Consider the following 20,781-nt stretch of genomic DNA (forward strand, 5'->3'; position numbering starts at 1 on the left):
ACGAGCGGCGGACAGAGGCATGAGCGAAACCTTCCGGTCTGAGCGGACCTTCACGGTGTGGCAGTACACGGTCGCCCACCATGCACGGCTCCTGCTGCGCAGTTCCCGCCGCACGGAGTCCGACACCCGCATCGACCTCCATGTGGCCGGTGTGAACGGGATGTTCCTGCGCCCCTCTTATGACGGGATCGTGATCCGTGAGGGGACTGCGGAAGAGGTGCGCCACGTCACGTCGGTCCTGGGACCGGAGGTCTTCCGACATGGAGGGCGGCTCCACGTCATCGGGGAGGACCGCATGACGGGTTTCGTCGTCGGCGGGCCGCTGGAGTGTCATGAGCACCCCGGCGCGGACGACGCCGCCCCCTCCGGCTTCCTCCATATGCCGGAGACCGCTTAGAGCTCCGGACAAAATGGGCGCCCGGCTCGCGGCGTCTGGCACCCCGCTCGCGGCGTCGCCGAAAGGCCCTGGTAGCTCCGCTACAAGGACCTTCCGGCGACTTGCGATCGCACGCACCAGACGCCGCGAGCTGATCGGACTCCCATTTTGTCCGGAGCTCCTAGAGAGATGCGCTGTGCGTCCCGGCCCGGCATCGCGCCGGGCCGGGACGCCGTGAACGCAACGACACCGAAGGCACGGAGAGAGATGACCCAGCTTTTCCGGTCGGAACGCACCTTTCAGGTGTGGCACTACACAGCAGCTCATCGCGACCGGCTCCTGCTGCGGGCCACGCGGGACCAAGCGGACCAGCGGCGCATCGACCTCTACGTCGAGGGTGTTCGCGGGATCCTGCTGGAGTCGCTCTACCGCGGCATCGTCATCCGCGAGGGCACTCCCGAGGAAGTGCGGGAAGTGGAATCCGTCTACGGCATTCCGGTCACGTCCGAACCCGTGCATCTCCACGTCATCGGCGAGGACCGTATGCGTGGATTCATCGTCGGCGGCCCCCTTCAACGACACGAGGACGACGGCGGCTTCAGAGACCCCTCCCACTTCGGCCCCATCCCCGGAACCCCGTGACCCCGGGTCGGCGCCCGTCCGGCAGGAACAGGACCGAGTTGACGTAGCGCGGGCCGCGCAGGGGCAGGACGCGGCGCAGCAGGCCGTGGGAGACGACGTACGACGTCCTCGCCTGGTGCGCCTGGAGGAGCCGCGGATCGAGCGGCAGCCAGGAGCGGGCGGGCAGGACCCAGCCCGCGTAGCCGAGATCCGCGAGGAAGGCGACGACCGGCGCGATCGGCTGGATGCGGGCCTCCAGCTCGATGAAGAGGGCGGGCCGGTCACGGGTCAGGATCTCCCGGGCCCCGCGCAGCACCGCCGGCTCGTTGCCGTCCACGTCGATCTTGATGAAGCCGACGTCGCGCAGCCCCAGCGCGTCCAGCGGCACGCAGGGCACCTGAAGGGACCGGGCGTGGATGTCCCGGCGGACCAGGGAGGACACGCCCCGGTCGCCCGCGTCGCCGGGCGGCAGCCACAGCCGGGCGGTGCCCCGGCGGTCGGAGGCCGCCGCCGGCACGACCCGGACGTTCGCCGGTGCCGTGGCGGACAGCAGCCGGGCCAGATGCGGAACCGGTTCGACGGTCACCACCCGGCGGGCCCGTCGCGCCATGCGGTGCGTCCACGGGCCGTACCAGCCGCCGACGTCCACCGCCGTGCCGCAGCCGGACGGGCACAGCTCGGCGAGCCGGGCCAGCTCCGGTTCGAAGCGCGGGTACAGCAGCCGGGCGGTCGCCGCGACCAGGCGGGTGGGCAGACACCGCGCGATGCGGGCGGCGGCCGTCGTCATCGGGTCAGCCGTTTCAGCAGCCGCTCGTGCTCGTCCTCGCTCACCTGCTCACCGGAGGTGGGCAGCAGCTGCGGAATCCCGTCGACGATCGGGTAACGGCGGTGCAGCCGCGGGTTGTAGAGCGCCTCGGGGGCGTCGTCGGCGGGGAGCAGATGCAGCGGGCCCTTGTCCAGCGGGCAGGCCAGAATCCTCAGCAGCGGGTCGTCTCGGTTCACGGGGGAGTCAACTCCTTCGCGGGCAGGGGGCGTCGGGGCGGCGGTGCGGTGTCGTGCCTCGGCATCGCCAGCAGGACCGCGACCGCGAGGGCCGTGCCCCCGAGACGCAGGGCGAGCCGCAGCGGCTCATGGGGCAGCGCCTCACCGAACGACAGGGTGCCGAGCACCGCCGTGAACAGAGAGGTCACCGTGGTGCACACCGGGACGATCAGCGAGGCCCGGCAGCGCTGCAGCGCCGCCTGCGACATGACCAGACCGAAACCGCCGGTGCACAGGAGCAGATACGGGTACGGGGAGCGCACCAGGCCGAGCACGGCGTCCCCGGGCCCGCTCGTGGTCAGATATCCGGCCACCCCCTTGATGGCCAGCGAGCTGACCCCGTACAGCAGGCCCACCGCCACGCCGTACTCGACACCCGTCGTGGGCATCCGATGCCGGTGGCGGGCGCGCCGCTCGGCGGCCCCGTACAGCCACACGCCCAGCGTCAGCGTCGGCACGCAGACCGTGAGGACCAGCGGATACGGGGCGCTGCGGCTCACCTCGTCCGAGCCCTCCCGCAGCGACAGCACCACCATCAGCAGCGCGAGCAGGATGGCGCCGAGTGCGTACCGCTCCCGCCCGGTGGTCTCCTCGCCGAGCAGCCGCGCCGACAGCAGCACCAGCAGCACCAGACCGGAGACGAAGATGCCCTGGGCGGCGGCGATCGGCAGGGTGCGGTAGACGGCGAGCTGCGCGCCGAAACCGGCGGCCAGCGCCAGCGACCCCCCGATCCACAGCGGGCTGCCCAGGACCAGGCGCAGCAGCCGGGCCGGGCGGCGGAAGTCCACCGCGGGCAGCGCGGCGAGGGCCTTCTTCTCCAGGACGAACCCGGAGCTGTAGAGCACGTTCGCCAGCAGGGCCGCGGCCACTCCCCACCACATGGCCTCAGGTCCTTCGCGCGTGCAGCAGCAGGATGGAGGCCGCCGACGGCACCGCGCAGGCCAGGCGGTCCAGCGGGCGCAGCGGACGCGGCACGCCGTGGAAGGGCGCGCCCTTCAGGGCCACGATCTCGAACCCGGCGGCCGCGACGAACTCCCGCAGGGCGCGGGCGGTGGCGAGCCGCAGATGCCCCACGACCTCCCGGCCGGGACGGCCGTGGATCGCGCGCAGGCTGACCTCCGAGAAGACGGGCTGGACGCCCGCGAGCAGCAGGGCGCGGTTGTACCAGGCGGCGAGGTTCGGGGTGGAGAGCATGAGATGGCCGCCCGGGCGCAGCACGCGGCGGACCTCGTCGAGCGCCGAGTCCGGGTCGACGAGATGCTCGACGACCTCGCTGAACAGGACCGCGTCGGCCGCACCGGTACGGAACGGCAGCCCGCCGTCGGTGAGTTCGCCGCGCACCGTGTACGGCAGCCGGGTGCGCGCCCGGCCGAGCGCGTCCTGGGACCAGTCGACGCCGACGATCCGGTGGCCGGCGAGGAGGGGTGCGGCGATGGCGGCCGCGGTGCCGTCGCCGCACCCGATGTCCAGGACGGTTCGCACGCCGCTCGTGGCCGGACCGAGGGCGGCGGCCAGCATCCGGGCCTGACGCAGACTGCGGGCGGTGCCGGAGGCGACGGGCACGGCCGGGTCCTCGTAGAAGTCGCGCAGTCCGCGGCGGAGGGGGGCGGTCGTGGTCATGGGGCCTCCTCGACGGCGTGCAGACAGTGCTCGAAGAGGTCGCGCAGCCGGGCGCCGTCGTCCTCGCCGAGCAGGGCGCGGGACCAGCGCAGGGCCAGATGCAGCCGGCCGGCGGTGGAGGCGGTGGTGAACGTCAGACCGCGGGGCATCCGGGCCGGGGCCGAGAACCACACGGCGTGCGCGCGGCCCGCCCGCTCGCCGAAGTCCATCGGGTACGGGATACGGCCGATGTTGCTGAGCAGGGTGGTCGACGTCCAAGGGGTGGCGGCCCGGCGCAGTGCGCGGGTGACGGCTCCCCGCCAGGCGACCGGCACGACGGGGGCCGTGAGCAGGGCGGCGCCGTGGCCGAGTTGGGGGCGGGGGAGGGACTTGAGCGCGCGGGTCCGCCGTGCGGTGCGGCGTACGAGGGCGGGGAGGTCGGCGTCGGTCAGTTCGTCGGGTGAGAAGGGGACCTCGACGAGGCGGGTGCCGTTGCCGATGGGCATGCCGGCGTCCCGGGGGCGGTCGTCGACGGGCATGGTGATGCGCATGGGGCGGGGCCGGGCGCCGTGTTCCCGGTTCCAGTGGGCGACGGTGAGGGCGGTGGCCACCATCAGCTGGTCGTTGACGGTGTAGGGGGCGCCTTTCGGGCGGCGGGGCAGCGGGAGTTCGGTGACGAGGAGGCCGTTGCCGGGGGAGGCTCCGGGGCTGCCGGGCGCCACCCGTGCGGGCGGGGCCCAGGTCGAGGGGGTGTCCGGGAGCCGGGGGAGGGTCTCGGGCGGGCGTACGGGCGGCGCCGTGGGGGAGTGGTCGCGGCCTCCGTAGAGTTCGGCGGCCGTCGCGAGGATCCGCAGACAGGCGGGGCCGTCCAGGGCGGTGTGATTGACGGTGAGGACGAGGACCGTGCCGTCGCCCTCACCGGTGCCGGGCACCACCTCCAGGCGGATCGGCGGGGACAGGGTCAGCGGCGGGGCCTGCGCCAGCGCCCGCGCCCTCGCCTCCCGCAGCGCGTCCGGGCCGGGCGGGGCGAAGGTGATCGCCTCGATCTCCGGGTCCCCGGTCAGCTCCCAGGTGTAGCGGCGGCCGTACCAGGGGACGGGGGCCGCGCGCATCAGGATGCGGGGGTGCAGGTGCAGGGCCCGGGTGAACGCCTCGCGCAGGCGGGAGGGTTCCAGGGCGCGCGGGAGATGGACCTCGATATGGACCGTCTCCGGTTCCGCCTCCTGGAGGCAGTGCCGGGCCACCTCGTCCACCACGGGGAACGGGATGCGGACGGGCCGCCGTACGGGATCCTCGGCGCGGTGCTCCAGCGCGCTCATGCGCCGTCCCTCTCGGTGTCGTCCGGTTCCCCGGGCGGTGTCGCCCGCGGTTTCGGCCTGCGCGTCGGGAAGCGCGCGGCGGCCGGCAGCCTGCGTCGCGGCAGGGGCCGTGCCGGTGCCGTATCCGGTGCCGTGCTCACCGGTGGCAGTACCGCCGTCGTCCCTGGCGTGTCCGGCTCCCGTACGCTCACCAGACCCGCGAACAACCCGATCAGCGCGAGGAACTGGGCGGCCGGGCCGAACGCCCCCCGCCCGGCCGCAGGAGCCGCCCCCGCTCCTGTCGCCGCCGCGATCCCCGCGCCCGTGAGCGCCAGGAACGCGATCGGGACCAGCAGGGTGTGCCGTCGCCAGGCCACCAGCGCCAGCAGCGGGACCAGCAGGGCGAACGGCCCCGCGATCACGATGCCGGCCAGGGTCAGTGCCACCGTGCCGAGCCACACCCCGGGACCCGGTACCGGCGCCGACGGCCCGTCCGGGTTGGGCGAGCGGCGTCGCCACAGCGTGAAGGACGCCAGCGCCGCCACCCCGACCCCGCCGCCGATCAGCCCGGCCTGGTACGTCGTCGAGGGCGCGTACGACAGCTTCACGGTGCCGCCCGCCCCGGCCGGGATCCGCCAGCCCTGCTGCCAGCCGTCCAGCCGTACCGGCGTGAGCTTCTTGCCGTTCAGCGTGGCTTCCCAGCCCTTGTTGTAGTTCTCGTACGTCGTCAGATACGAGGCCGTGCCCGAGCCGACCCGTACCTCGCGGCGGTCGCCCAGCCAGTCGACGACCCGCAGATCACGGCTCGCGGCCTCGGGCTCGGTGACCGTCCCCCGGGTCAGCGTCACATCCGTCACCGCCAGCGGCCCGGCGTCGCCCGCCTCCACCCGGTGCGCGCCGGCGGGCAGATCGACGGAGGTGTCGGCGCGGTGCTTCCGGCAGAGCGTCAGGGTCACCGGCCGCCGTTCCACCAGGTCCCGTACGGTCCCCTTCGCGCCCGTCTCGTACAACTCACCGTCGATCGCCAGCACCGGACCCTGCCCGCACGGCAGCGAGAACGTCCGCGAGGCCGACGGCTGGGGCGTGCGGTACCGCTCCAGCGCGGGGATGTACGCCTCCGTGAGGCCCACCGGCAGACGCAGGTCGTCGCCCGCGACCGGGTTGTGGAGGGTCACCGGGGCCGTCTCGACGACCGTGAGGTCCAGGTGGTCGGTGGTGATCGGGTCGAAGCGGACCCAGCCGTTGTCGTCGGCGCCGGCGATCGTCGCGCCGTCCGGGGAGCTGATCTCCACCTTCGTCGGACGGCTCGACAGGCCGCCCGCGGCGGCCAGCACGATCGAGCTCACCGGCTGTTTCCCGGGCCAGGAGAGATGGATCGTCGGTCGGTCCCCGGCGATCCACGCCGTGGTCAGATCGCCGTCCGTGAGGTTGCGGGCCGACAGACCGGCGCCCAGCTGTGCCGTGGAGTCGGCGGTCGCGGTGATACGGCTCCGCCGCTCGGGTTCCACCTGGTACAGCAGCTTGTCCAGGGCATCGCCCGGGATCGGTACGGCGCTCGCCGCCACCTCGTACGTCCCCGCCGCCGAGGTCGTGAAGCGCCGGTGCAGTCCGGCCTCCGTGCCCGTGGCGGACAGCCCGGTGGGGTCGGCGGCGCGGTGCAGGGAGACGATCTCGGCGCTCGCGTCGGTTGCGTTCGCGTCCGTCGGCAGCCTGAGCAGCCGGGTCACCTGGACCCCGGGGATCCTGATCTCCGAGAAGCCCGCGCCCGTGAGCCCGGTCCGGTGCCGTACCGAGTCCAGGATCGTGATCCGCAGCCAACCCGTCTCGCCTGCGGGGGACTTGACGGTCTGGGTCGTACCGTCGGGGCGGAGATAGCTGCTCACCGAGCCCTTCGCGGTCTCCACCCGGATCCGGGTCGCCGCCGCGCGGACCCCGTCCTGCGGCAGCGGCGTCACCTTCAAGGAAGACGGCAGGTCCACCGGTCCGGTGAACGTGATCCGCAGCCACTGCCCGTCGGCCGAGCCCGGGGCACCCTCCGCCCAGGCCGTGTCCGGGTTGCCGTCGAAGGCGTTCACCGGGTCGTACTGCGGCAGTTGGAACAGCCAGTTGCCGCTGGAGGACGCGGTCACCGAGCGGGCCCCGCGCAGCTCGGCGACCGTCTGGTGGCCGAGCCCCGTGACCGGCAGGATCTGGTGCGGCTGCCGCCCGGGGTCCTGTACGGCGTCGGGGGCGTTCCTCTCGTCACGGGTGTAGGTGTACGACGTGTTGGCGTCGACCAGGCCGAAGCGGGTGTCGGCGCGGCGCAGCCCGTCGCCCACCACCTGCACCGGCGAGGTCCCGAGTCCCGGGGTGCTGTCGCCGGTGAGCACGGCCGCGCGACCCCGTATCGCCGGGTCGGCGGCCAGCGGCAGCAGCGCCTCCGGGCCGCCGGAGACGACGGCGGTGTCGGCGACCGGCAGCAGCCGTGCCGGGCCCGGCCGCGCCACCTCCGCGTTCGCCGGCTCGTAGATCTCCACGGCCCGCGCGCGGGGATAGAGGCCCTCGATCTGCAGCGGGGTGTCGTGCGCGATCCGTCCCCCGGTCATCTCCGGCCCGAAACCGGTCACCCGGCGGTAGCCGGACTGTTCGAGGGCGCGCTTCACGGTGGTGGTGGTGGGGACGGCGCCGATCTGGTCCGGGTCGAGGTCGTTGCGGACGACCACGTAGTAGAGGCCGGCCCGGCTCAGATAGTCGGCGAGCCCGGGGATGTCACCGCCCGTCATCAGGGCCTGCTCGACCGCGTCCATCGCGCGCCGGTTGCCGGCGGTGCCGAAGGGCACGAAGTCCCGCTCGGCCCAGCGGGAGTCCGCGAGCACGTCGAGCGGCTCGTCGACGGGGGAGCCCCAGGTGTACAGGCCGTGCGCGGTCGCCGGGACGACGAGGGCACGGGAGTCGGGGGAGTACTTCTTCAGCCAGTCGGCCGTGGTCTGCCAGTACTTCGGGAGCTGCTGGAAGGAACCGGGCTGGAGGATCGAGCCGTTGAGATACGGCCAGGCCAGTCCGGGCAGGACGAGCACCACCGCGATCAGCGGGGCGAACCGGCGGCCCCGGACCCGGCGGGCCCCACGGGGATCGGCGGCGATCCCCAGGAGATGGACGAGACCGAGCGCCAGCGCGAGCGCCGTGCCCGTCTGGAACTTGTAGACGTTGCGGAACGGCGACAGCCCGCCGTCCAGCCAGTCCCGTACGACCCCGTGGAAGGGCGCGCCGAACGCGCCGCCGTACCCGGCCAGCGTGACCACCGCGACCACCAGCACGGTCAGCACCAGCCAGCGCCGCTCCGGCATGTCCCGTCTGGCCAGGCCCGCGAGACCGAGCCCCGCCGCGAGCGCCGAGCAGACGATCACCAGGCCCGAGGACGCCACGGCCCAGCCGGCCGGCAGCCACGCCTCGCCGAAGTGCAGGTAGGCCACCCAGTTCCCGGCGCCGCGCAGGGACTCCACCGCCGACATGGTGTCCGTCGTGGTCTGCGCGCTCTCCACGTACGGGAGGAAGTTCTCGCCGTAGACGCCGAGCACCAGCAGCGGGACCACCCACCACGCCGTCGCCAGGACCACGCCGAGCACCCACCAGCCGATCAGCTTGCGCCGCCGTGGCCCGCGTGGCCGGGAGAGCAGATAGAGACCGGCGGGCAGCAGGGACGCCAGAGTGGAGGCGGCGTTGACCCCGCCCATGAACGGCACGACCAGCGCCGAGCGGAAGGCGGCGACCCGGGCGGTGCTGCGCTCGTCCGTCAGCGGCAGCAGCACCCAGGGCAGAAAGGCGCCGGGCAGCGCGGCGGCCGACGTCGAGCCGATCACCACGGTGAACACCGGCCACAGCGCGTACGCCACCGCGCCCGTCAGCCGGGACGCGCGGGTGCCCCCGCCCAGCCGCTCGGCCAGCCGCAGCGCGCCCCAGAAGGCCACCGACACGATCAGCGACATCCACAGCCGCTCCGCGAGCCACACCGGCAGATGGACCAGTCTGGCCAGCGCGTAGTACGGCAGCATCGGCCACAGATAGCCGGCGTACTGGTCCTGGAGGCCCCCGAAGCCGCCCCGGTCGTGCCACACCTGGCCGAGGTCGGACAGGAACTGCCAGGGGTCGACGGTGACCCCGAGCTTGGTGTCGAAGGTCTGCCGCCCCGGCTGCACGGCCAGGAACAGCACGAACACCACGGCCCAGAACCCCAGCAGCCAGCGCCGTGAGCGGGGGCCCTCCGGCGGGTCCGCGCTCCCCGCGGTGGTGGGGACGGCTGCCGGGGGAGGGGCCTGGACCGTGGTCGTCATGGGGAACACCGCCGGAGGATGAGGAGGAGGTTCCAGGTGGCGAACTCGCGCAGCCCCGGCGCCTTCACGACCGCGGACGCGAGGAACGGCCAGTAGCGGGAGCGCGCCGCGACGACCGTGACGTCGTCGCGGGCGCGCACCTGCCGCAGGGTGGGGCCGATGTGCACGGCGAAGAGGTTCTCGCCGAGGGTGTGCTTGGCGGGCCGCCCGGTACGGCGCCGGTAGCGGGCCCGGGCCCGCTCGGCGCCCAGGTAGTGCCAGGGCGCCCATTCGTGACCGCCCCACGGGGAGAGCCAGTTGGTGAACGACACATAGACCAGTCCGCCGGGCCGGGTCACCCGCACCAGCTCGCTGAGGAAGGTTCCCGGGTCGGCCACGTGCTCCAGGACGTTGGAGGAGAAGACGACGTCGGCCGCCCCGTCGGCGAGGGGCAGCAGATAGCCGTCGGCGATCACCGCCCCGGCGGGCGGCCGCGGGCCCAGCTCCCGCACGTCCGGCTCGAAGAGATAGGCGTGCGCGCCGCGCCGCCGGAACTCCTCGGTGAACCAGCCGCCCCCGCCGCCGACGTCCACCACCGTGCGCTCGCGCACCGGGCCGCCGTACGCCTCCACCTGGTCGGCGGCGTCCCGGGCGAGGAGCGAGTAGCAGGCGTCCGGGTCCCGCTGCTCCCGACGGAAGGCACGGAAGAGGGCGAGGGAGCGGCGCAGGGAGGGGTCCTTGAGGCCGGAGCCGGGGGGCGCGCCCGTGGCCGGGGTGCCGGGGTCCCTGTCCGGGCCGGTCGCCGCGGTCACGGCGCCCAGCTCCTCACCGCCTCCGCCGCCACCGCCCGGAACCGCTGGACCGTACGGTGCCAGCGGTATCGGGCCGCGCGTTCGCGGGCCGCCCTGCCCATGAGCCGGCGGCGGTCGTCGCTGAGCGCGAGGGCGCACCAGGCGGCGGCGAAGGAGGACTCCCCGCGCGCCAGCACCCCCGTCTCCCCGTCCGTGACGGAGTCCCTGAGTCCGGGCACGTCGAAGGCGATCGCCGGGGTCTCGCGCACCGCCGCCTCGGTCACCACCAGGCCCCAGCCCTCGACGGCGGAGGGGTGCAGCAGGATCCAGGCGGCGCACAACAGCCGGTGCTTCTCGGCCTCGGGGACATGGCCCGTGAACTCGACGCCCGGACCGGCGAGCTGCGCCAGCCGCTCCCGCTCTGGCCCGTCGCCGACGATCACCAGACGCCCGCCGGTGACCGGGCGGACCCGCTCCCACAGCCGTAGCAGCAGCTCGATCCGCTTGTACTCGACGAGCCGTCCCATCGCCACGAACAGCGGCTCGGGGGCCTTGGGCACGAGCGGCCCCGGATCCTCGACGCCGTTGTGCACGACCCGGATCCGCTCGCGCTCGACCCCGATCGCCCGCAGCGCGTGCGCCGTCGACGGGGAGACCGCGACCAGCAGACCGCCGCGCTGCCCGCCCGCCAGGGCCCAGTGCTCCAGCCGCCGGCCGATCCGCGCGGCGGGCGCCAGCGGGCCCTGGAACCGCATCCGCCACAGGTCCGTGTGGACATGGTTGACCAGGCAGAGGGTGGGGCCGTGGTGCCACAACGGGGCGAGGTACGGCATGCCGTTGCACACCTCGACCAGCAGATCGCAGTCGCCGATCCGGCGGTGCAGGGCGGGCCTGGCGCGCAGATAGTGGCCCAGGTCGCCGCCCGCCGAGACGACCCGGTAGTCACGCAGGGGACTGCCGCCGGCCCGGGCGTGGTCGGCGGCGGGGGAGGCGGGCCCGCCGCACAGCAGGGTGACCTGGTGGCCGAGGCGGGTGAGTCCGTCGGCGAGGCGGTCGACCAGCAGTTCGGAGCCGCCCGCGGCCGGATTGCCGAGATCGCGTCGGGCGAGGAAGACGATGCGGCGCGGGTGCGGGGGGAGCGCCGCCGGGTGCTGCGCGACGCGCGGGACGGCGGCGCGCAGCGGGGACGGTACGTGCTGGGGCATGGGTGCTCCAACTCGTCTCGGGGTGCGGAACTCGGCGTGGGGGCAGGGAGCGACGGTGATCGCCGCCCGGCCGCCGGTGCGGCTGCGGGCCGGCGCCCGGTGCGGGGGGCGCCGAGGCCGGGGTGCGCGGTCGGCCGGTGCGGGAGTGCGGGGGGTGCAGGGTGGTGCCGGTGGTGGGGGGTGGCGCGGTGACGCCGGTGGTACGGGTGGGGCGGGGCGTGCCTTTCCTCGGGGGCGGGCCGGCAGGTCGTGCTCGGGTGGGGGTGGACAGTTTTGGCCCAGGAGTCCGTCGCGGGCTACTCACGGGAGTGACAATTTCGATGCCATTTGGAGCTGACGCCTCATCACATCGTGGCCGTCGGCCCGGACAACCCGGATGTTCCGGGATCCCGTCGCCCCCGTACCAGCAGCACACCGCCCACCACGGCGAGGACGAACCCCGTCGCGGCGGCGCCGATCGGCAAGGGCCCGCCCAGCAGCCGCAGTCGGCCGCTCTCCCGCCTGGCCTGCCGGACCTGGTCCCGCTGGGTGGCCGTGTCGAAGGCGATCTTCCGGCTGTCGAGCAGGACCACCGCGTCCTTGGTCGCGCCGGGGGCGCGCAGCGTACGCCGCGGGCCGACCTGGGCGTAGATCACCCGGCCGGTGCGCTGGTCGACGACCAGCTCGATGCCGTGGTTGGCGTACCACTCCTCGGCGAGCACCTGACCGGCGGCGGGCCGGCCGACCAGCACACCGGGCACCAGCCGGGTGCCGACCTCGGCCGGGGCGACCGTGCCGGTGAAGCGGTAGCCCGTGTAGCCCTGGATCTTCCGGGTGCCGGCGTAGTGCAGCGTCACGGTCGAGCCGAGGGAGTCGTCCCACCACTGGTAGGAGTGCCGGCCCACGTCGAAGGGGAACTTGAGATACGCGTCCCCCTCGAAGGTGGGGCTCTCGTGGCAGCAGTGCACCGGCTCGTTGGTCCTGCGGTCGGTGACCCAGCGGCCGGGCATGAACTCCAGCGCGCCGTGCGGGTCGGCGGCCGGCCGGGTCCTGCCGGTGTCGACCGTGGTGGTCACGTCCCACACCGCGGCCCCGCTGAGCTCGCTGTCGGCGACGTCGCCGCGCACCCGCTGGGTCACGGTGATCGGCTGACCTGGGACGGTCCGCACCTGGGCGGCGTCGAAGACGCTGCCCGTGCCGACGTAGACGGCGGTCGTGTCGATGTCGATCGGGTTGACGGCGGCCCGCGGCAGCACGTACCACGCGAGCAGCGGGGCCAGCACCAGCAGGAAGGTGCCGAGGCCCAGCAGGGCCAGGGAGACAGGTCGGACTCTACGGCGCATCCGGGCACTCCAGGGGGAGTCGGACGGCTCGACTCACGCGGGCTACGGGTGGGCCGACACCAGGGGGAAAGTGCGCGTGCGGTCTGGGCCGGGAACCGTAGGCGCCTCTTGACGGAGTGTCAATCACTTGCCGACACTGGGTACTTGCCGGTACGGGGCCGGCGGGGCAGGTGCCGCGGAGTGACCGCTCGCGGTCGCTGCGGCGCACCGGGGTGGGGGACGACCTCGACAGAGAGGCTTACCCTGCGATGTCCAGACTTCTTGCCGCCGTCCTCACCATGGCGGCCGCCGCCGCGCTCGCCGTGGGCGCCGCGCTCGGCGTCGTCGCCCTCCTCGACGCGACGCCCGCGCAGCCGAACACCCCGCTGATCACCTACGAGAACACCGGCCAGGAGCGCTGATCCGTGACGCCCCGCCCGGGAACCGTCACGGCCCGCTCCGCCTGGCACGCGGTGCCCCGCCTCCAGGTGCGGCGGTTCACGGCGCTGGCGATGGCCGAGGCACCGGCCCTCGCCGAGGAGATCCTCAAGGAGATCCGCCGGGAGTATCCGCATCTTCCCGTGGTGCTCGACGACTCCGGCGAACCCATGGCCCTGGTCGGGATCCGCCGCGCCATCGAGGTCTTCGTCCAGCATCTGGAGTCCGCGGAGGACCGTCCGCGTGTGCACCCCGAGGTCTTCCAGGAGTTCGGGCGCGGCGAGGGGCTGGAGGGCCGCAGCCTCGACGCGCTCCAGGCGATCTACCGGCTCGGCGTCCGGCTCGCCTGGCGGCGCTTGGCCGAGATCGGCCAGCGCGTCGACATCCCGCCCCCGGCGATGTACGAGCTGGTCGACGCCGGATACGAGTACCTGGACGGCCTGGTCGACCAGTCCGTGCGCGGCTACGCCGAGGCGGCGGCCCGGCAGGCGGGCGAGCGCCTGCGGCTCCAGCGGCGGCTGATGGAACTGCTGCTGTCCGAGCACCACCGCGGCGATCCCGCCGACGCGCTCGCCGACCGGGCGGCGCGGGTGGGCTGGCCGCTGCCGGAGAAGGTCGCCGTCGGCGTGCTGATACGCCCGGCGCGGGAGGCCATGGCGCCGGCGGTCGGCCAGGGCGTGCTGCTCGACATGGAGTACGAGCGGCCCCACATGGTCGTGCCCGAGCCGGACGCGGCGGGCCGTCCCGAACTGCTGCAACGGGCCCTGAGCGGATGGGCCGGGGCGATCGGGCCGCCGGTACCGCTCGCCGACGCGGCCAAGTCGCTGCGCTGGGCCGAGGCGGCGGTGCGGCTGATGGAGCGGGGGCTGCTGCCCGGCGGGGAGGTGCTGCACTGCACCGAGCACACGGAGGCGCTGGTGCTGCTGCAACCGGAGGAGCTGATCGACGATCTGACGCTGCGCTGTCTCGCGCCGCTGGCCCAGTGCGGGCCGACCCATGCGCGCCGGCTCGCCCAGACGCTGCTGGCCTGGCTGGAGACCCGGGGCGGGGCGCCGGAGGTGGCTGCCCGGCTGGGCGTCCACCCGCAGACCGTCCGCTACCGCCTGCGGCAGATCCGCGAACTGTGGGGGGACGAGATCGATGACCCGGACCGCCGCTTCGAACTGGAACTGGTCCTGCGCGCACAGCGCCTCAGAGGAGAACTGGGCGACCCCGGCCTCCACCGCTGACGACGCCGGGCACGGGCCCCGTCCTCGTACCCCCTTGTGTCCGGCGACGCCCGGCACGGTCGCCGTTTCGCCCGGCCTCCGTGGTCACAGCAGGACCGTGGCCCCCAGGGTGCACGCCCCGCACGCCCATTGCCCGCCCAAGCCCAGTATGACTAGCCTGTGTTCGCCATGCCGATCGCCAGTTGAAATTTCGAACACAGAGAGGGGGCCGGTCGTGGGACGCCTCGTACCTGCCGTGACACGGGCTCTCGACATACTCGAGCTCTTCCTCGACGGTGACGGGACGCTCTCCGCCCCCGACATCGTGCGCAGGCTCCAGCTGCCGCGCACCACCGTGCACGAGCTGGTCACCACGCTCGCCGCCCGGTCCTACATCGTCCCGGTGCCGGGGCAGCCGGGCCGCTACCGGCTCGGTGTGCGCCCCTACCAGCTCGGCAGCCGCTACGCCGAGCAGCTCGACCTCGCCGCCGAGGGCCAGCAGATCGCCCGCTCGGTCGCCGAGACCTGTGACGAGACCGTGCACGTGGCCATCCTCGAAGGCACCGACGTCATCTACATCGCCAAGGTCGACTCCACGCACGCCGTGCGCATGGTGTCGGCCGCCGGCCGCCGGCTGCCCGCCCACTGCACCTCCGTCGGCAAGATGCTCCTCGCCTCCCTCCCCGAGCAGGAGCTGGCCGCGCGGATCCCGGCCGACGCCGAGCTGGTCGCCATGACACCCAACAGCATCACCGACCCGGCGGCCCTGCACGAGGCGCTGAGCGAGATCCGCGCCCGCGGCATCGCGGCGGAGACCCGCGAGTCCAACCCCGACGTCAGCTGTGTCGCGGCCCCCGTGTGCGACCGCACCGGACAGGTCGTCGCCGCGCTCTCCATCTCCGTGCCCATGATCCGCTGGAGCCAGGAGCGCCGCGCCGAGCTGGAGCAGCTCGTGGCGAAGGGCGCCGCGGAACTGTCCGAGCGGCTCGGCCACCGGGGCGCCGCATGACGGCGCCCGAGGTCGCCGTACGGGAGTACGCGGCCCTCGGCGAGGGCCCGACGTGGGACGCCGCCGCCGGGCGGCTGATCTGGGTCGACATCCTGGGGTCACGGGTGCACACCTACGACCCCGCCGCCGGGCGCCGCACCGTCATGGCGACCGAGCAGCACGTGGGCGCCGCCAAGCCGCGCGCGGGCGGCGGTCTGGTGGTCAACCTCCGGGACGGCGTCGGCCTGTACGGGCCGGACGGGGACGGCTTCCGCTGGCTGCACCGCGACCCGGTCCCCGGCCGCCGCGGCAACGACGCGGCCGTCGCCGCCGACGGCTCGCTGTGGGTGGGCACCATGCGCTACGACGAGGCGCCGGGCGGCGGCACCCTGACCCGCATCACCCCGGACGGCACCGTGCTGACCGTGCTGGACGACGTCGCCGTCAGCAACGGCACGGGGTGGAGCCCCGACGGCCGGCTGATGTACTACATCGACTCGCCGACCCGCCGGATCGATGTCTTCGACATCGGCGCGGACGGCCTTCCGGCCGGCCGGCGTCCGCTGGCCCAGGTCGAGCAGGGATTCCCCGACGGCCTCACCGTCGACGCCGACGGCTGTGTCTGGGTCGCCCTGTGGGACGGCGGCGCGATCCACCGCTACACCCCCTCCGGCGAGCTGGACCGCGTCCTTCGGCTGCCGGTGCGCCGCCCCACCGCGTGCGCATTCGGCGGCGCCGATCTGTCGGACCTCTACATCACCACCGCCCGTACGGGACTGGAGGCACCGCATCCGCTCTCCGGTTCGCTCCTCGTCGTCCCCGATGCGGGGAAGGGCCTGCCGCAGCCCGCGTTCGCGGGCTGACACCTCCTTCGAGCCCCCGCCCGGTCGCCGGGCGGGGGCCGTTCGCTGTGCACCGCCGCGCTCGCGTCACTTCCTCCCGGAGCACACGGTGGACCCGTCGACCTGGAGCCGCTGTCCCGGTGCGTGTTCCGGGGGCTGTCCCGGAGTCCGACCCGCCCCGGCCGGGCGCGCGCACCGGAAGCGCGAGCGGACCACTGGGGTGGTGCATGGCGCCGACCGCGCCCGTGCACGGCGTGGGTCCACGGAACCGGCCCCGGATCCGCGTTCAATCGCGCCGGGGCACCGGAACACCGGGCAGTGGCGCGCCCGCCGCCCCGGACCTGAAGATCCGCTGCCGATCCGTGCCCGAGGGAGAGTGCGATGAGCGTCGCGGCGATGATGCCGACACCGTCCGGTCCCCATCTGGAGGCGGGCCTGCTGCCCGCCGACTTCTACGCCTACGAGGAACTGCTGTCGGACAGGGAACGGGAGAAGATCGAGTCCGTCCGCGCATTCCTCCGCACGCAGGCCGCCCCGATCGTCGACGACTACTGGGCCCGGGCCGAGTTCCCCTTCCAGCTCGTGGAGGGCTTCGGGAAGCTGGGCCTGCTGGACTGGGCCGCCCCGGACTCCGGGCAAGCCCGTCCGAGCAACCTCTTCGCGGGCTTCCTCGCCCTGGAGTTCGGGCACGCCGACGCGTCCTTGGCGACGTTCTTCGGCGTGCACACGGGTCTGGCGATGGGCTCCGTCCTCACCTTCGGCTCCGAGGAGCAGCACCGGCGGTGGCTGCCGGCGATGAGCCGCTTCGAGAAGATCGGCGCCTTCGCGCTGACCGAGCCGCACGGCGGCTCCGACGTGGCCGGCGGCCTGCGGACGACCGCGCGCCGGGACGGCGACGGATGGGTTCTCGACGGGGCCAAGCGGTGGATCGGGAACGCGACGTTCGCCGATCTGGTCGTCGTCTGGGCCCGCGATGTCGAGAGCGGTCATGTGCTCGGCTTCGTCGTGGAGAAGGACACCCCCGGGTTCACCGCGACGAAGATCGAGCACAAGATGGCGCTGCGGATCGTGCAGAACGCCGACATCGTGCTGGAGGACTGCCGCGTTCCGGAGGCCAACCGGCTGCAGAAGGCGAACTCGTTCAAGGACACCGCCGAGATCCTGCGCCGGACGCGCAGCGGGGTGGCGTGGCAGGCGGTGGGGGTGATGTTCGGCGCCTACGAGATCGCGTTGCAGTACGCGAAGGAGCGCGAGCAGTTCGGGCGGCCGATCGGGGGCTTCCAGCTCGTGCAGGACCTGCTGGTGAAGATGCTCGGCAACGCCACGGCCTCCTGCGGGATGGTGACGCGTCTGGCCCAGTTGCAGGACGCGGGGGTGTACCGGGACGAGCAGTCCGCGCTGGCGAAGGCCTACTGCACCGTGCGGATGCGGGAGAGCGTGGGGTGGGCGCGGGAGCTGCTGGCCGGCAACGGCATCGTCCTCGACTACAAGGTCGGCCGGTTCGTCGCCGACGCCGAGGCCCTCTACTCGTACGAGGGCACCCGGGAGATCCAGACGCTGATCGTCGGACGGGCCGTGACCGGCGGTCTCAGCGCCTTTGTGAGGTGATGACGATGACCACGGAATCCGTCTTCACGGGCCTGAAGGTCCTCGACGCGTCGAGCTTCATCGCGGGCCCGGCCGCGGCCACCATGCTCGGCGACTTCGGCGCGGAGGTGATCAAGGTCGAGCCACCGGGAGCGGGCGACCCCCAGCGGCGGCTGAGCTATCTGCCGCCGAGCCCCCGTGCGGAGGCCAACTACAGCTGGCACCTCGCCAACCGCAACAAGCGCGGCATGGTGATCGACCTGAAGTCGCCGGGCGGCGCCAAGATCCTCAAGCGTCTCGTCGGATGGGCGGACGTGGTGATCACCAACTTCCCGCACGGCACCCGCGAGAAACTGCACCTGGGGTACGAGGAGGTCGCGGCGTGGAACCCGCGGGTCGTCTACGCCGACATCACGGGCTTCGGGGACGCCGGACCGGACGCCGCGCTGCCGGGCTTCGACGTGACCGCCTACTGGTCGCGCAGCGGACTGCTGGCCTCCACCCGCGACGCGGGGGCCCCGCCGACGGTGCCGGTCTGGGGCAGCGGTGACTACATGTCGGCGATCGCCGTCTACGCGGCCGTCGTCACCGCCCTGTACCACCGCGAGCGCACGGGACAGGGCGCCAGCGTGGGGACCTCGCTGCTCGCCGCGGGCGTCTGGTCGACCGCCACACTGGTGGCCGGCGCACTCGCGGGCGGCGCGTTCTTCGGACTGCACGACCGGACGGCGCCGGCGAACCCACTGGTCAACCCCTACCGGTGCGCGGACGACGAGTGGTTCATGCTCGTCACCACCCCCGTCTACTGGCCCGCGCTGACGAGGGCGGTCGGGCATCCCGAGCTGCTGGAGGACGCACGCTTCCAAGACGTCGAGGGCTTCATCAGGAACTCCGCGGCGCTGACCATGCTGCTCGACACCGAGTTCCGCTCACGGCCCTTCGCCTACTGGAAGGACGTCCTGGACCGGGAACGCATCACCTACAGCCTCATCCAGACCCCGCAGGAGACCGCGCAGGACCCGCAGCTGCCCGCGAACGGCATCGTCGTACCGCTGGAGGGGGTCCCCGGTCTGGACCGCACCGTCAACAGCCCGGTCAACGTCCGCGGCGTGCCCAAGGTGCCGGCCAAGCGGGGACCGGACCTGGGTGAGCACACCGACGAGATCCTCGCCGAACTGGGCTTCGACACCGCCGAGATCGCGGAGTTGCGCACCCAGGGAGCGATCCCCGGCGCGTCGGGGACGGAACCGACGCGATGAGCACGGGCAGCCGGACGGACCCCGTCGCGCCGCGCAGGCCCGTCCACCGAGTGACGATCGTCGGCACCGGCACCATCGGCGCGAGCTGGGCCACGTACTACCTCGCCCGCGGCTTCGACGTCACCGCGACCGACCCCGCCCCCGGCGCGGAGGCGGCCCTGCGGTCGTACGTGGCGGCGGCCTGGGACGCGGCGGCCACCCTCGGGCTCGCGCCCGGGGCCTCGCCCGAGCGTCTGAGCTTCACCGCCGACCTGCGTCAGGCCCTCGCGGACGCCGACTTCGTCCAGGAGAACGCGCCGGAGCGCCCGGAACTCAAGGTCAAGCTGTTCGCCGACATCGACGACGCCACCCCGCCGGACGCCATCATCGCGTCCAGCACGTCGGGCATCACGATGAGCGCCATCCAGGCCGGGTGCCGGCATCCGGAGCGCACCGTCGTCGGCCACCCCTTCAACCCGCCGCATGTCATCCCGCTGGTCGAGGTCGTCGGTGGATCGAGAACGGCCCCGGAGACGGTCCGGGAGGTCATGGCCTTCTACGCCGCGATCGGCAAGAAGCCGATCCACCTCAAGAAGGAGCTGCCCGGGCACGTCGCCAACCGCATCCAGGTCGCCCTGTACCGCGAGGTCGTGTATCTCATCGAGCAGGGAGTGCTCGACGTCGCCGACGCCGACGACGCCGTGTCCTGGGGACCGGGACTGAGGTGGGGCGTGATGGGCCCCAGCCTGCTGTGGCATCTGGGCGGCGGCGAGGGCGGCATCCGGCACTTCATGGACACCCTCATGCCGCGGATGGTCGAGGCGTGGCAGGAACTGGGCGCGCCCGAGTTCACGCCCGAGCTCAGGGAGAAGATCGTCAGCGGGGTCCTGGAGGAGGCGGGCGGCCGTTCGATCGACGAACTGGCCGCCCGGCGCGACGCGATGCTGTTCGGCCTGCTGGCGGTGCGTGCGAGCCAGGGCGACCTGCGACCGGGGGCCGACGGGCGGGCGGAGGAGGGACGATGACCGGGCCGCGGGACAGACTGTTCGTGCTGGAGGCCAGCAGTGGCGGCCGGCTGTTCTCCGTGCACCCCGACGGCTCCGGCAAGCAGATCCTCGTCACCGGATGCAGGATCCCGGACGGGATCGCCGTCGATGCCGAGGCCGGGCACATCTACTGGACCAACATGGGGGTCCCGTCGGCGGACGACGGCTCGATCGAGCGCGTGGACCTGGACGGAGGCAACCGTACGACGATCGTCCCGACCGGCGTCACCCACACCCCCAAGCAACTCCAACTGGAGCCCACGAGCCGGAAGCTGTACTGGGGCGACCGGGAGGGGATGCGCGTCATGCGCTGCGACCTCGACGGCTCGCACGTCGAGACGCTGGTGCGGGCGGGCGAGGGCGAGGAGGACCGTCGTGACGAGACCAGATGGTGTGTGGGCGTGGCCGTGGACCCCGGCGCCGGACACCTCTACTGGACCCAGAAGGGCCCGAACGACGGGGGCCTCGGGAGGATCCTGCGCGCCGGGATCGACGTCCCGGCAGGCGAGACCGCGGCCGGCCGGAGCGACATCGAGGTGCTGTTCGAGGGGCTGCCGGAGCCGATCGACCTGGAACTCGACCTCACGGCACGCATGCTGTACTGGACGGACCGCGGAGCCCCACCACGCGGCAACAGCGTGAACCGCGCCCCGCTGGACCCGCCGTCCACAGGCCGCCGGGAGCCCGAGATCCTGTGGGCCCACCTGATGGAGGGCATCGGCCTCGCCCTGGACCGCAGGTCCGCCCGCCTCTACGTGACGGACCTGGGCGGCACCGTCTACGCGGCCGGCCTGGACGGCTCGTCCCTCACCGAACCACTGATCGTCCAGGGCAACCTGACGGGCATCGCCCACACCACGCTTCCCCCGGAACGATCGCACGCCTGACCGGTCGGGCCACGGGATGCCGTGAC

At 73.4% G+C, this 20,781-nt stretch carries 19 protein-coding genes; 10 read left to right on the plus strand and 9 right to left on the minus strand.

Annotated elements, in window-relative coordinates:
* Positions 1 to 19 precede the first annotated feature (19 nt).
* Together ACFY2Z_RS35810 and ACFY2Z_RS35815 are read left to right on the plus strand one after the other, a co-directional pair.
* Positions 20 to 397: a hypothetical protein gene (locus tag ACFY2Z_RS35810; protein ID WP_390748163.1), complete on the plus strand. Its 378-nt coding sequence runs from the start codon at positions 20 to 22 to the stop codon at positions 395 to 397.
* Between the two features lie 246 nt (positions 398 to 643).
* The gene (locus tag ACFY2Z_RS35815) at positions 644 to 1,018 is read left to right on the plus strand and encodes a hypothetical protein (protein WP_390748164.1); all 375 of its coding nucleotides are present in this window, start codon (positions 644 to 646) and stop codon (positions 1,016 to 1,018) included.
* Here the strand turns inward: ACFY2Z_RS35815 and ACFY2Z_RS35820 are convergent.
* From ACFY2Z_RS35820 to ACFY2Z_RS35860, 9 genes are all read right to left on the minus strand, one after another.
* The gene (locus tag ACFY2Z_RS35820) at positions 975 to 1,784 is read right to left on the minus strand and encodes an FkbM family methyltransferase (RefSeq protein ID WP_390748165.1); all 810 of its coding nucleotides are present in this window, start codon (positions 1,782 to 1,784) and stop codon (positions 975 to 977) included. The two genes, ACFY2Z_RS35815 and ACFY2Z_RS35820, sit on opposite strands and share 44 nt — an antisense overlap.
* Positions 1,781 to 1,999, minus strand: a complete 219-nt coding sequence (locus tag ACFY2Z_RS35825; RefSeq protein WP_390748166.1) for a Trm112 family protein — start codon at positions 1,997 to 1,999, stop codon at positions 1,781 to 1,783. Before ACFY2Z_RS35825 ends, ACFY2Z_RS35820 begins: the two co-directional genes overlap by 4 nt.
* On the minus strand, positions 1,996 to 2,907 hold the full coding sequence (locus tag ACFY2Z_RS35830) for a hypothetical protein (RefSeq protein ID WP_390748187.1): 912 nt from the start codon (positions 2,905 to 2,907) through the stop codon (positions 1,996 to 1,998). The genes ACFY2Z_RS35825 and ACFY2Z_RS35830 overlap by 4 nt, the downstream gene beginning before the upstream one ends.
* A 16-nt stretch (positions 2,908 to 2,923) precedes the next feature.
* Positions 2,924 to 3,658 (minus strand): class I SAM-dependent methyltransferase, encoded by a 735-nt coding sequence (locus ACFY2Z_RS35835; protein ID WP_390748167.1) that lies wholly within the window; start codon positions 3,656 to 3,658, stop codon positions 2,924 to 2,926.
* On the minus strand, positions 3,655 to 4,956 hold the full coding sequence (locus ACFY2Z_RS35840) for a condensation protein (RefSeq protein ID WP_390748168.1): 1,302 nt from the start codon (positions 4,954 to 4,956) through the stop codon (positions 3,655 to 3,657). Before ACFY2Z_RS35840 ends, ACFY2Z_RS35835 begins: the two co-directional genes overlap by 4 nt.
* Entirely contained in the window at positions 4,953 to 9,245 is a 4,293-nt protein-coding gene (locus ACFY2Z_RS35845) for an alpha-(1->3)-arabinofuranosyltransferase family protein (protein WP_390748169.1), read from the minus strand. The genes ACFY2Z_RS35840 and ACFY2Z_RS35845 overlap by 4 nt, the downstream gene beginning before the upstream one ends.
* Positions 9,242 to 9,952: a class I SAM-dependent methyltransferase gene (locus tag ACFY2Z_RS35850; protein ID WP_390748188.1), complete on the minus strand. Its 711-nt coding sequence runs from the start codon at positions 9,950 to 9,952 to the stop codon at positions 9,242 to 9,244. The genes ACFY2Z_RS35845 and ACFY2Z_RS35850 overlap by 4 nt, the downstream gene beginning before the upstream one ends.
* Positions 9,953 to 10,032: 80 nt before the next feature.
* A complete protein-coding gene (locus ACFY2Z_RS35855) occupies positions 10,033 to 11,220 on the minus strand; it encodes a glycosyltransferase family 4 protein (RefSeq protein WP_390748170.1) in 1,188 nt (395 codons plus the stop codon).
* A gap of 344 nt (positions 11,221 to 11,564) precedes the next feature.
* A complete protein-coding gene (locus ACFY2Z_RS35860; RefSeq protein WP_390748171.1) occupies positions 11,565 to 12,542 on the minus strand; it encodes a DUF3068 domain-containing protein in 978 nt (325 codons plus the stop codon).
* A 248-nt stretch (positions 12,543 to 12,790) separates the two neighbouring features.
* Here ACFY2Z_RS35860 and ACFY2Z_RS35865 point away from each other — a divergent pair, with 248 nt between their 5' ends.
* The 8 genes from ACFY2Z_RS35865 (at position 12,791) to ACFY2Z_RS35900 (ending at position 20,755) form a co-directional block, all read left to right on the plus strand.
* Positions 12,791 to 12,943 carry a hypothetical protein gene (locus tag ACFY2Z_RS35865; protein ID WP_311697425.1) on the plus strand — a complete coding sequence of 51 codons (153 nt, stop codon included), beginning with the start codon at positions 12,791 to 12,793 and terminating at the stop codon, positions 12,941 to 12,943.
* Between the two features lie 3 nt (positions 12,944 to 12,946).
* A complete protein-coding gene (locus ACFY2Z_RS35870; protein ID WP_390748172.1) occupies positions 12,947 to 14,188 on the plus strand; it encodes a helix-turn-helix domain-containing protein in 1,242 nt (413 codons plus the stop codon).
* 214 nt (positions 14,189 to 14,402) lie between these two features.
* Positions 14,403 to 15,176: an IclR family transcriptional regulator gene (locus ACFY2Z_RS35875; protein WP_390748173.1), complete on the plus strand. Its 774-nt coding sequence runs from the start codon at positions 14,403 to 14,405 to the stop codon at positions 15,174 to 15,176.
* Positions 15,173 to 16,018 (plus strand): SMP-30/gluconolactonase/LRE family protein, encoded by an 846-nt coding sequence (locus ACFY2Z_RS35880; protein WP_390748174.1) that lies wholly within the window; start codon positions 15,173 to 15,175, stop codon positions 16,016 to 16,018. The genes ACFY2Z_RS35875 and ACFY2Z_RS35880 overlap by 4 nt, the downstream gene beginning before the upstream one ends.
* A 360-nt stretch (positions 16,019 to 16,378) precedes the next feature.
* Positions 16,379 to 17,605 carry an acyl-CoA dehydrogenase family protein gene (locus ACFY2Z_RS35885; RefSeq protein ID WP_390748175.1) on the plus strand — a complete coding sequence of 409 codons (1,227 nt, stop codon included), beginning with the start codon at positions 16,379 to 16,381 and terminating at the stop codon, positions 17,603 to 17,605.
* A 5-nt stretch (positions 17,606 to 17,610) separates the two neighbouring features.
* On the plus strand, positions 17,611 to 18,843 hold the full coding sequence (locus ACFY2Z_RS35890) for a CaiB/BaiF CoA transferase family protein (protein ID WP_390748176.1): 1,233 nt from the start codon (positions 17,611 to 17,613) through the stop codon (positions 18,841 to 18,843).
* Positions 18,840 to 19,847: a 3-hydroxyacyl-CoA dehydrogenase NAD-binding domain-containing protein gene (locus ACFY2Z_RS35895; protein WP_390748177.1), complete on the plus strand. Its 1,008-nt coding sequence runs from the start codon at positions 18,840 to 18,842 to the stop codon at positions 19,845 to 19,847. Before ACFY2Z_RS35890 ends, ACFY2Z_RS35895 begins: the two co-directional genes overlap by 4 nt.
* Positions 19,844 to 20,755, plus strand: a complete 912-nt coding sequence (locus tag ACFY2Z_RS35900) for a 3-hydroxyacyl-CoA dehydrogenase (RefSeq protein ID WP_390748178.1) — start codon at positions 19,844 to 19,846, stop codon at positions 20,753 to 20,755. Before ACFY2Z_RS35895 ends, ACFY2Z_RS35900 begins: the two co-directional genes overlap by 4 nt.
* Positions 20,756 to 20,781: the final 26 nt, after the last annotated feature.

Source organism: Streptomyces sp. NPDC001222 (assembly GCF_042896945.1).
Taxonomy (GTDB): domain Bacteria; phylum Actinomycetota; class Actinomycetes; order Streptomycetales; family Streptomycetaceae; genus Streptomyces; species Streptomyces gibsoniae.

Coding starts and splice junctions, on each gene's coding strand:
- ACFY2Z_RS35885 (WP_390748175.1), top strand. CDS start 16,379: ATGAGCGTCGCGGCGATGATGCCGACACCGTCCGGTCCCCATCTGGAG.
- ACFY2Z_RS35865 (WP_311697425.1), top strand. CDS start 12,791: ATGTCCAGACTTCTTGCCGCCGTCCTCACCATGGCGGCCGCCGCCGCG.
- ACFY2Z_RS35840 (WP_390748168.1), bottom strand. CDS start 4,956: ATGAGCGCGCTGGAGCACCGCGCCGAGGATCCCGTACGGCGGCCCGTC.
- ACFY2Z_RS35815 (WP_390748164.1), top strand. CDS start 644: ATGACCCAGCTTTTCCGGTCGGAACGCACCTTTCAGGTGTGGCACTAC.
- ACFY2Z_RS35880 (WP_390748174.1), top strand. CDS start 15,173: ATGACGGCGCCCGAGGTCGCCGTACGGGAGTACGCGGCCCTCGGCGAG.
- ACFY2Z_RS35890 (WP_390748176.1), top strand. CDS start 17,611: ATGACCACGGAATCCGTCTTCACGGGCCTGAAGGTCCTCGACGCGTCG.
- ACFY2Z_RS35845 (WP_390748169.1), bottom strand. CDS start 9,245: ATGACGACCACGGTCCAGGCCCCTCCCCCGGCAGCCGTCCCCACCACC.
- ACFY2Z_RS35860 (WP_390748171.1), bottom strand. CDS start 12,542: ATGCGCCGTAGAGTCCGACCTGTCTCCCTGGCCCTGCTGGGCCTCGGC.
- ACFY2Z_RS35895 (WP_390748177.1), top strand. CDS start 18,840: ATGAGCACGGGCAGCCGGACGGACCCCGTCGCGCCGCGCAGGCCCGTC.
- ACFY2Z_RS35835 (WP_390748167.1), bottom strand. CDS start 3,658: ATGACCACGACCGCCCCCCTCCGCCGCGGACTGCGCGACTTCTACGAG.
- ACFY2Z_RS35820 (WP_390748165.1), bottom strand. CDS start 1,784: ATGACGACGGCCGCCGCCCGCATCGCGCGGTGTCTGCCCACCCGCCTG.
- ACFY2Z_RS35810 (WP_390748163.1), top strand. CDS start 20: ATGAGCGAAACCTTCCGGTCTGAGCGGACCTTCACGGTGTGGCAGTAC.
- ACFY2Z_RS35855 (WP_390748170.1), bottom strand. CDS start 11,220: ATGCCCCAGCACGTACCGTCCCCGCTGCGCGCCGCCGTCCCGCGCGTC.
- ACFY2Z_RS35900 (WP_390748178.1), top strand. CDS start 19,844: ATGACCGGGCCGCGGGACAGACTGTTCGTGCTGGAGGCCAGCAGTGGC.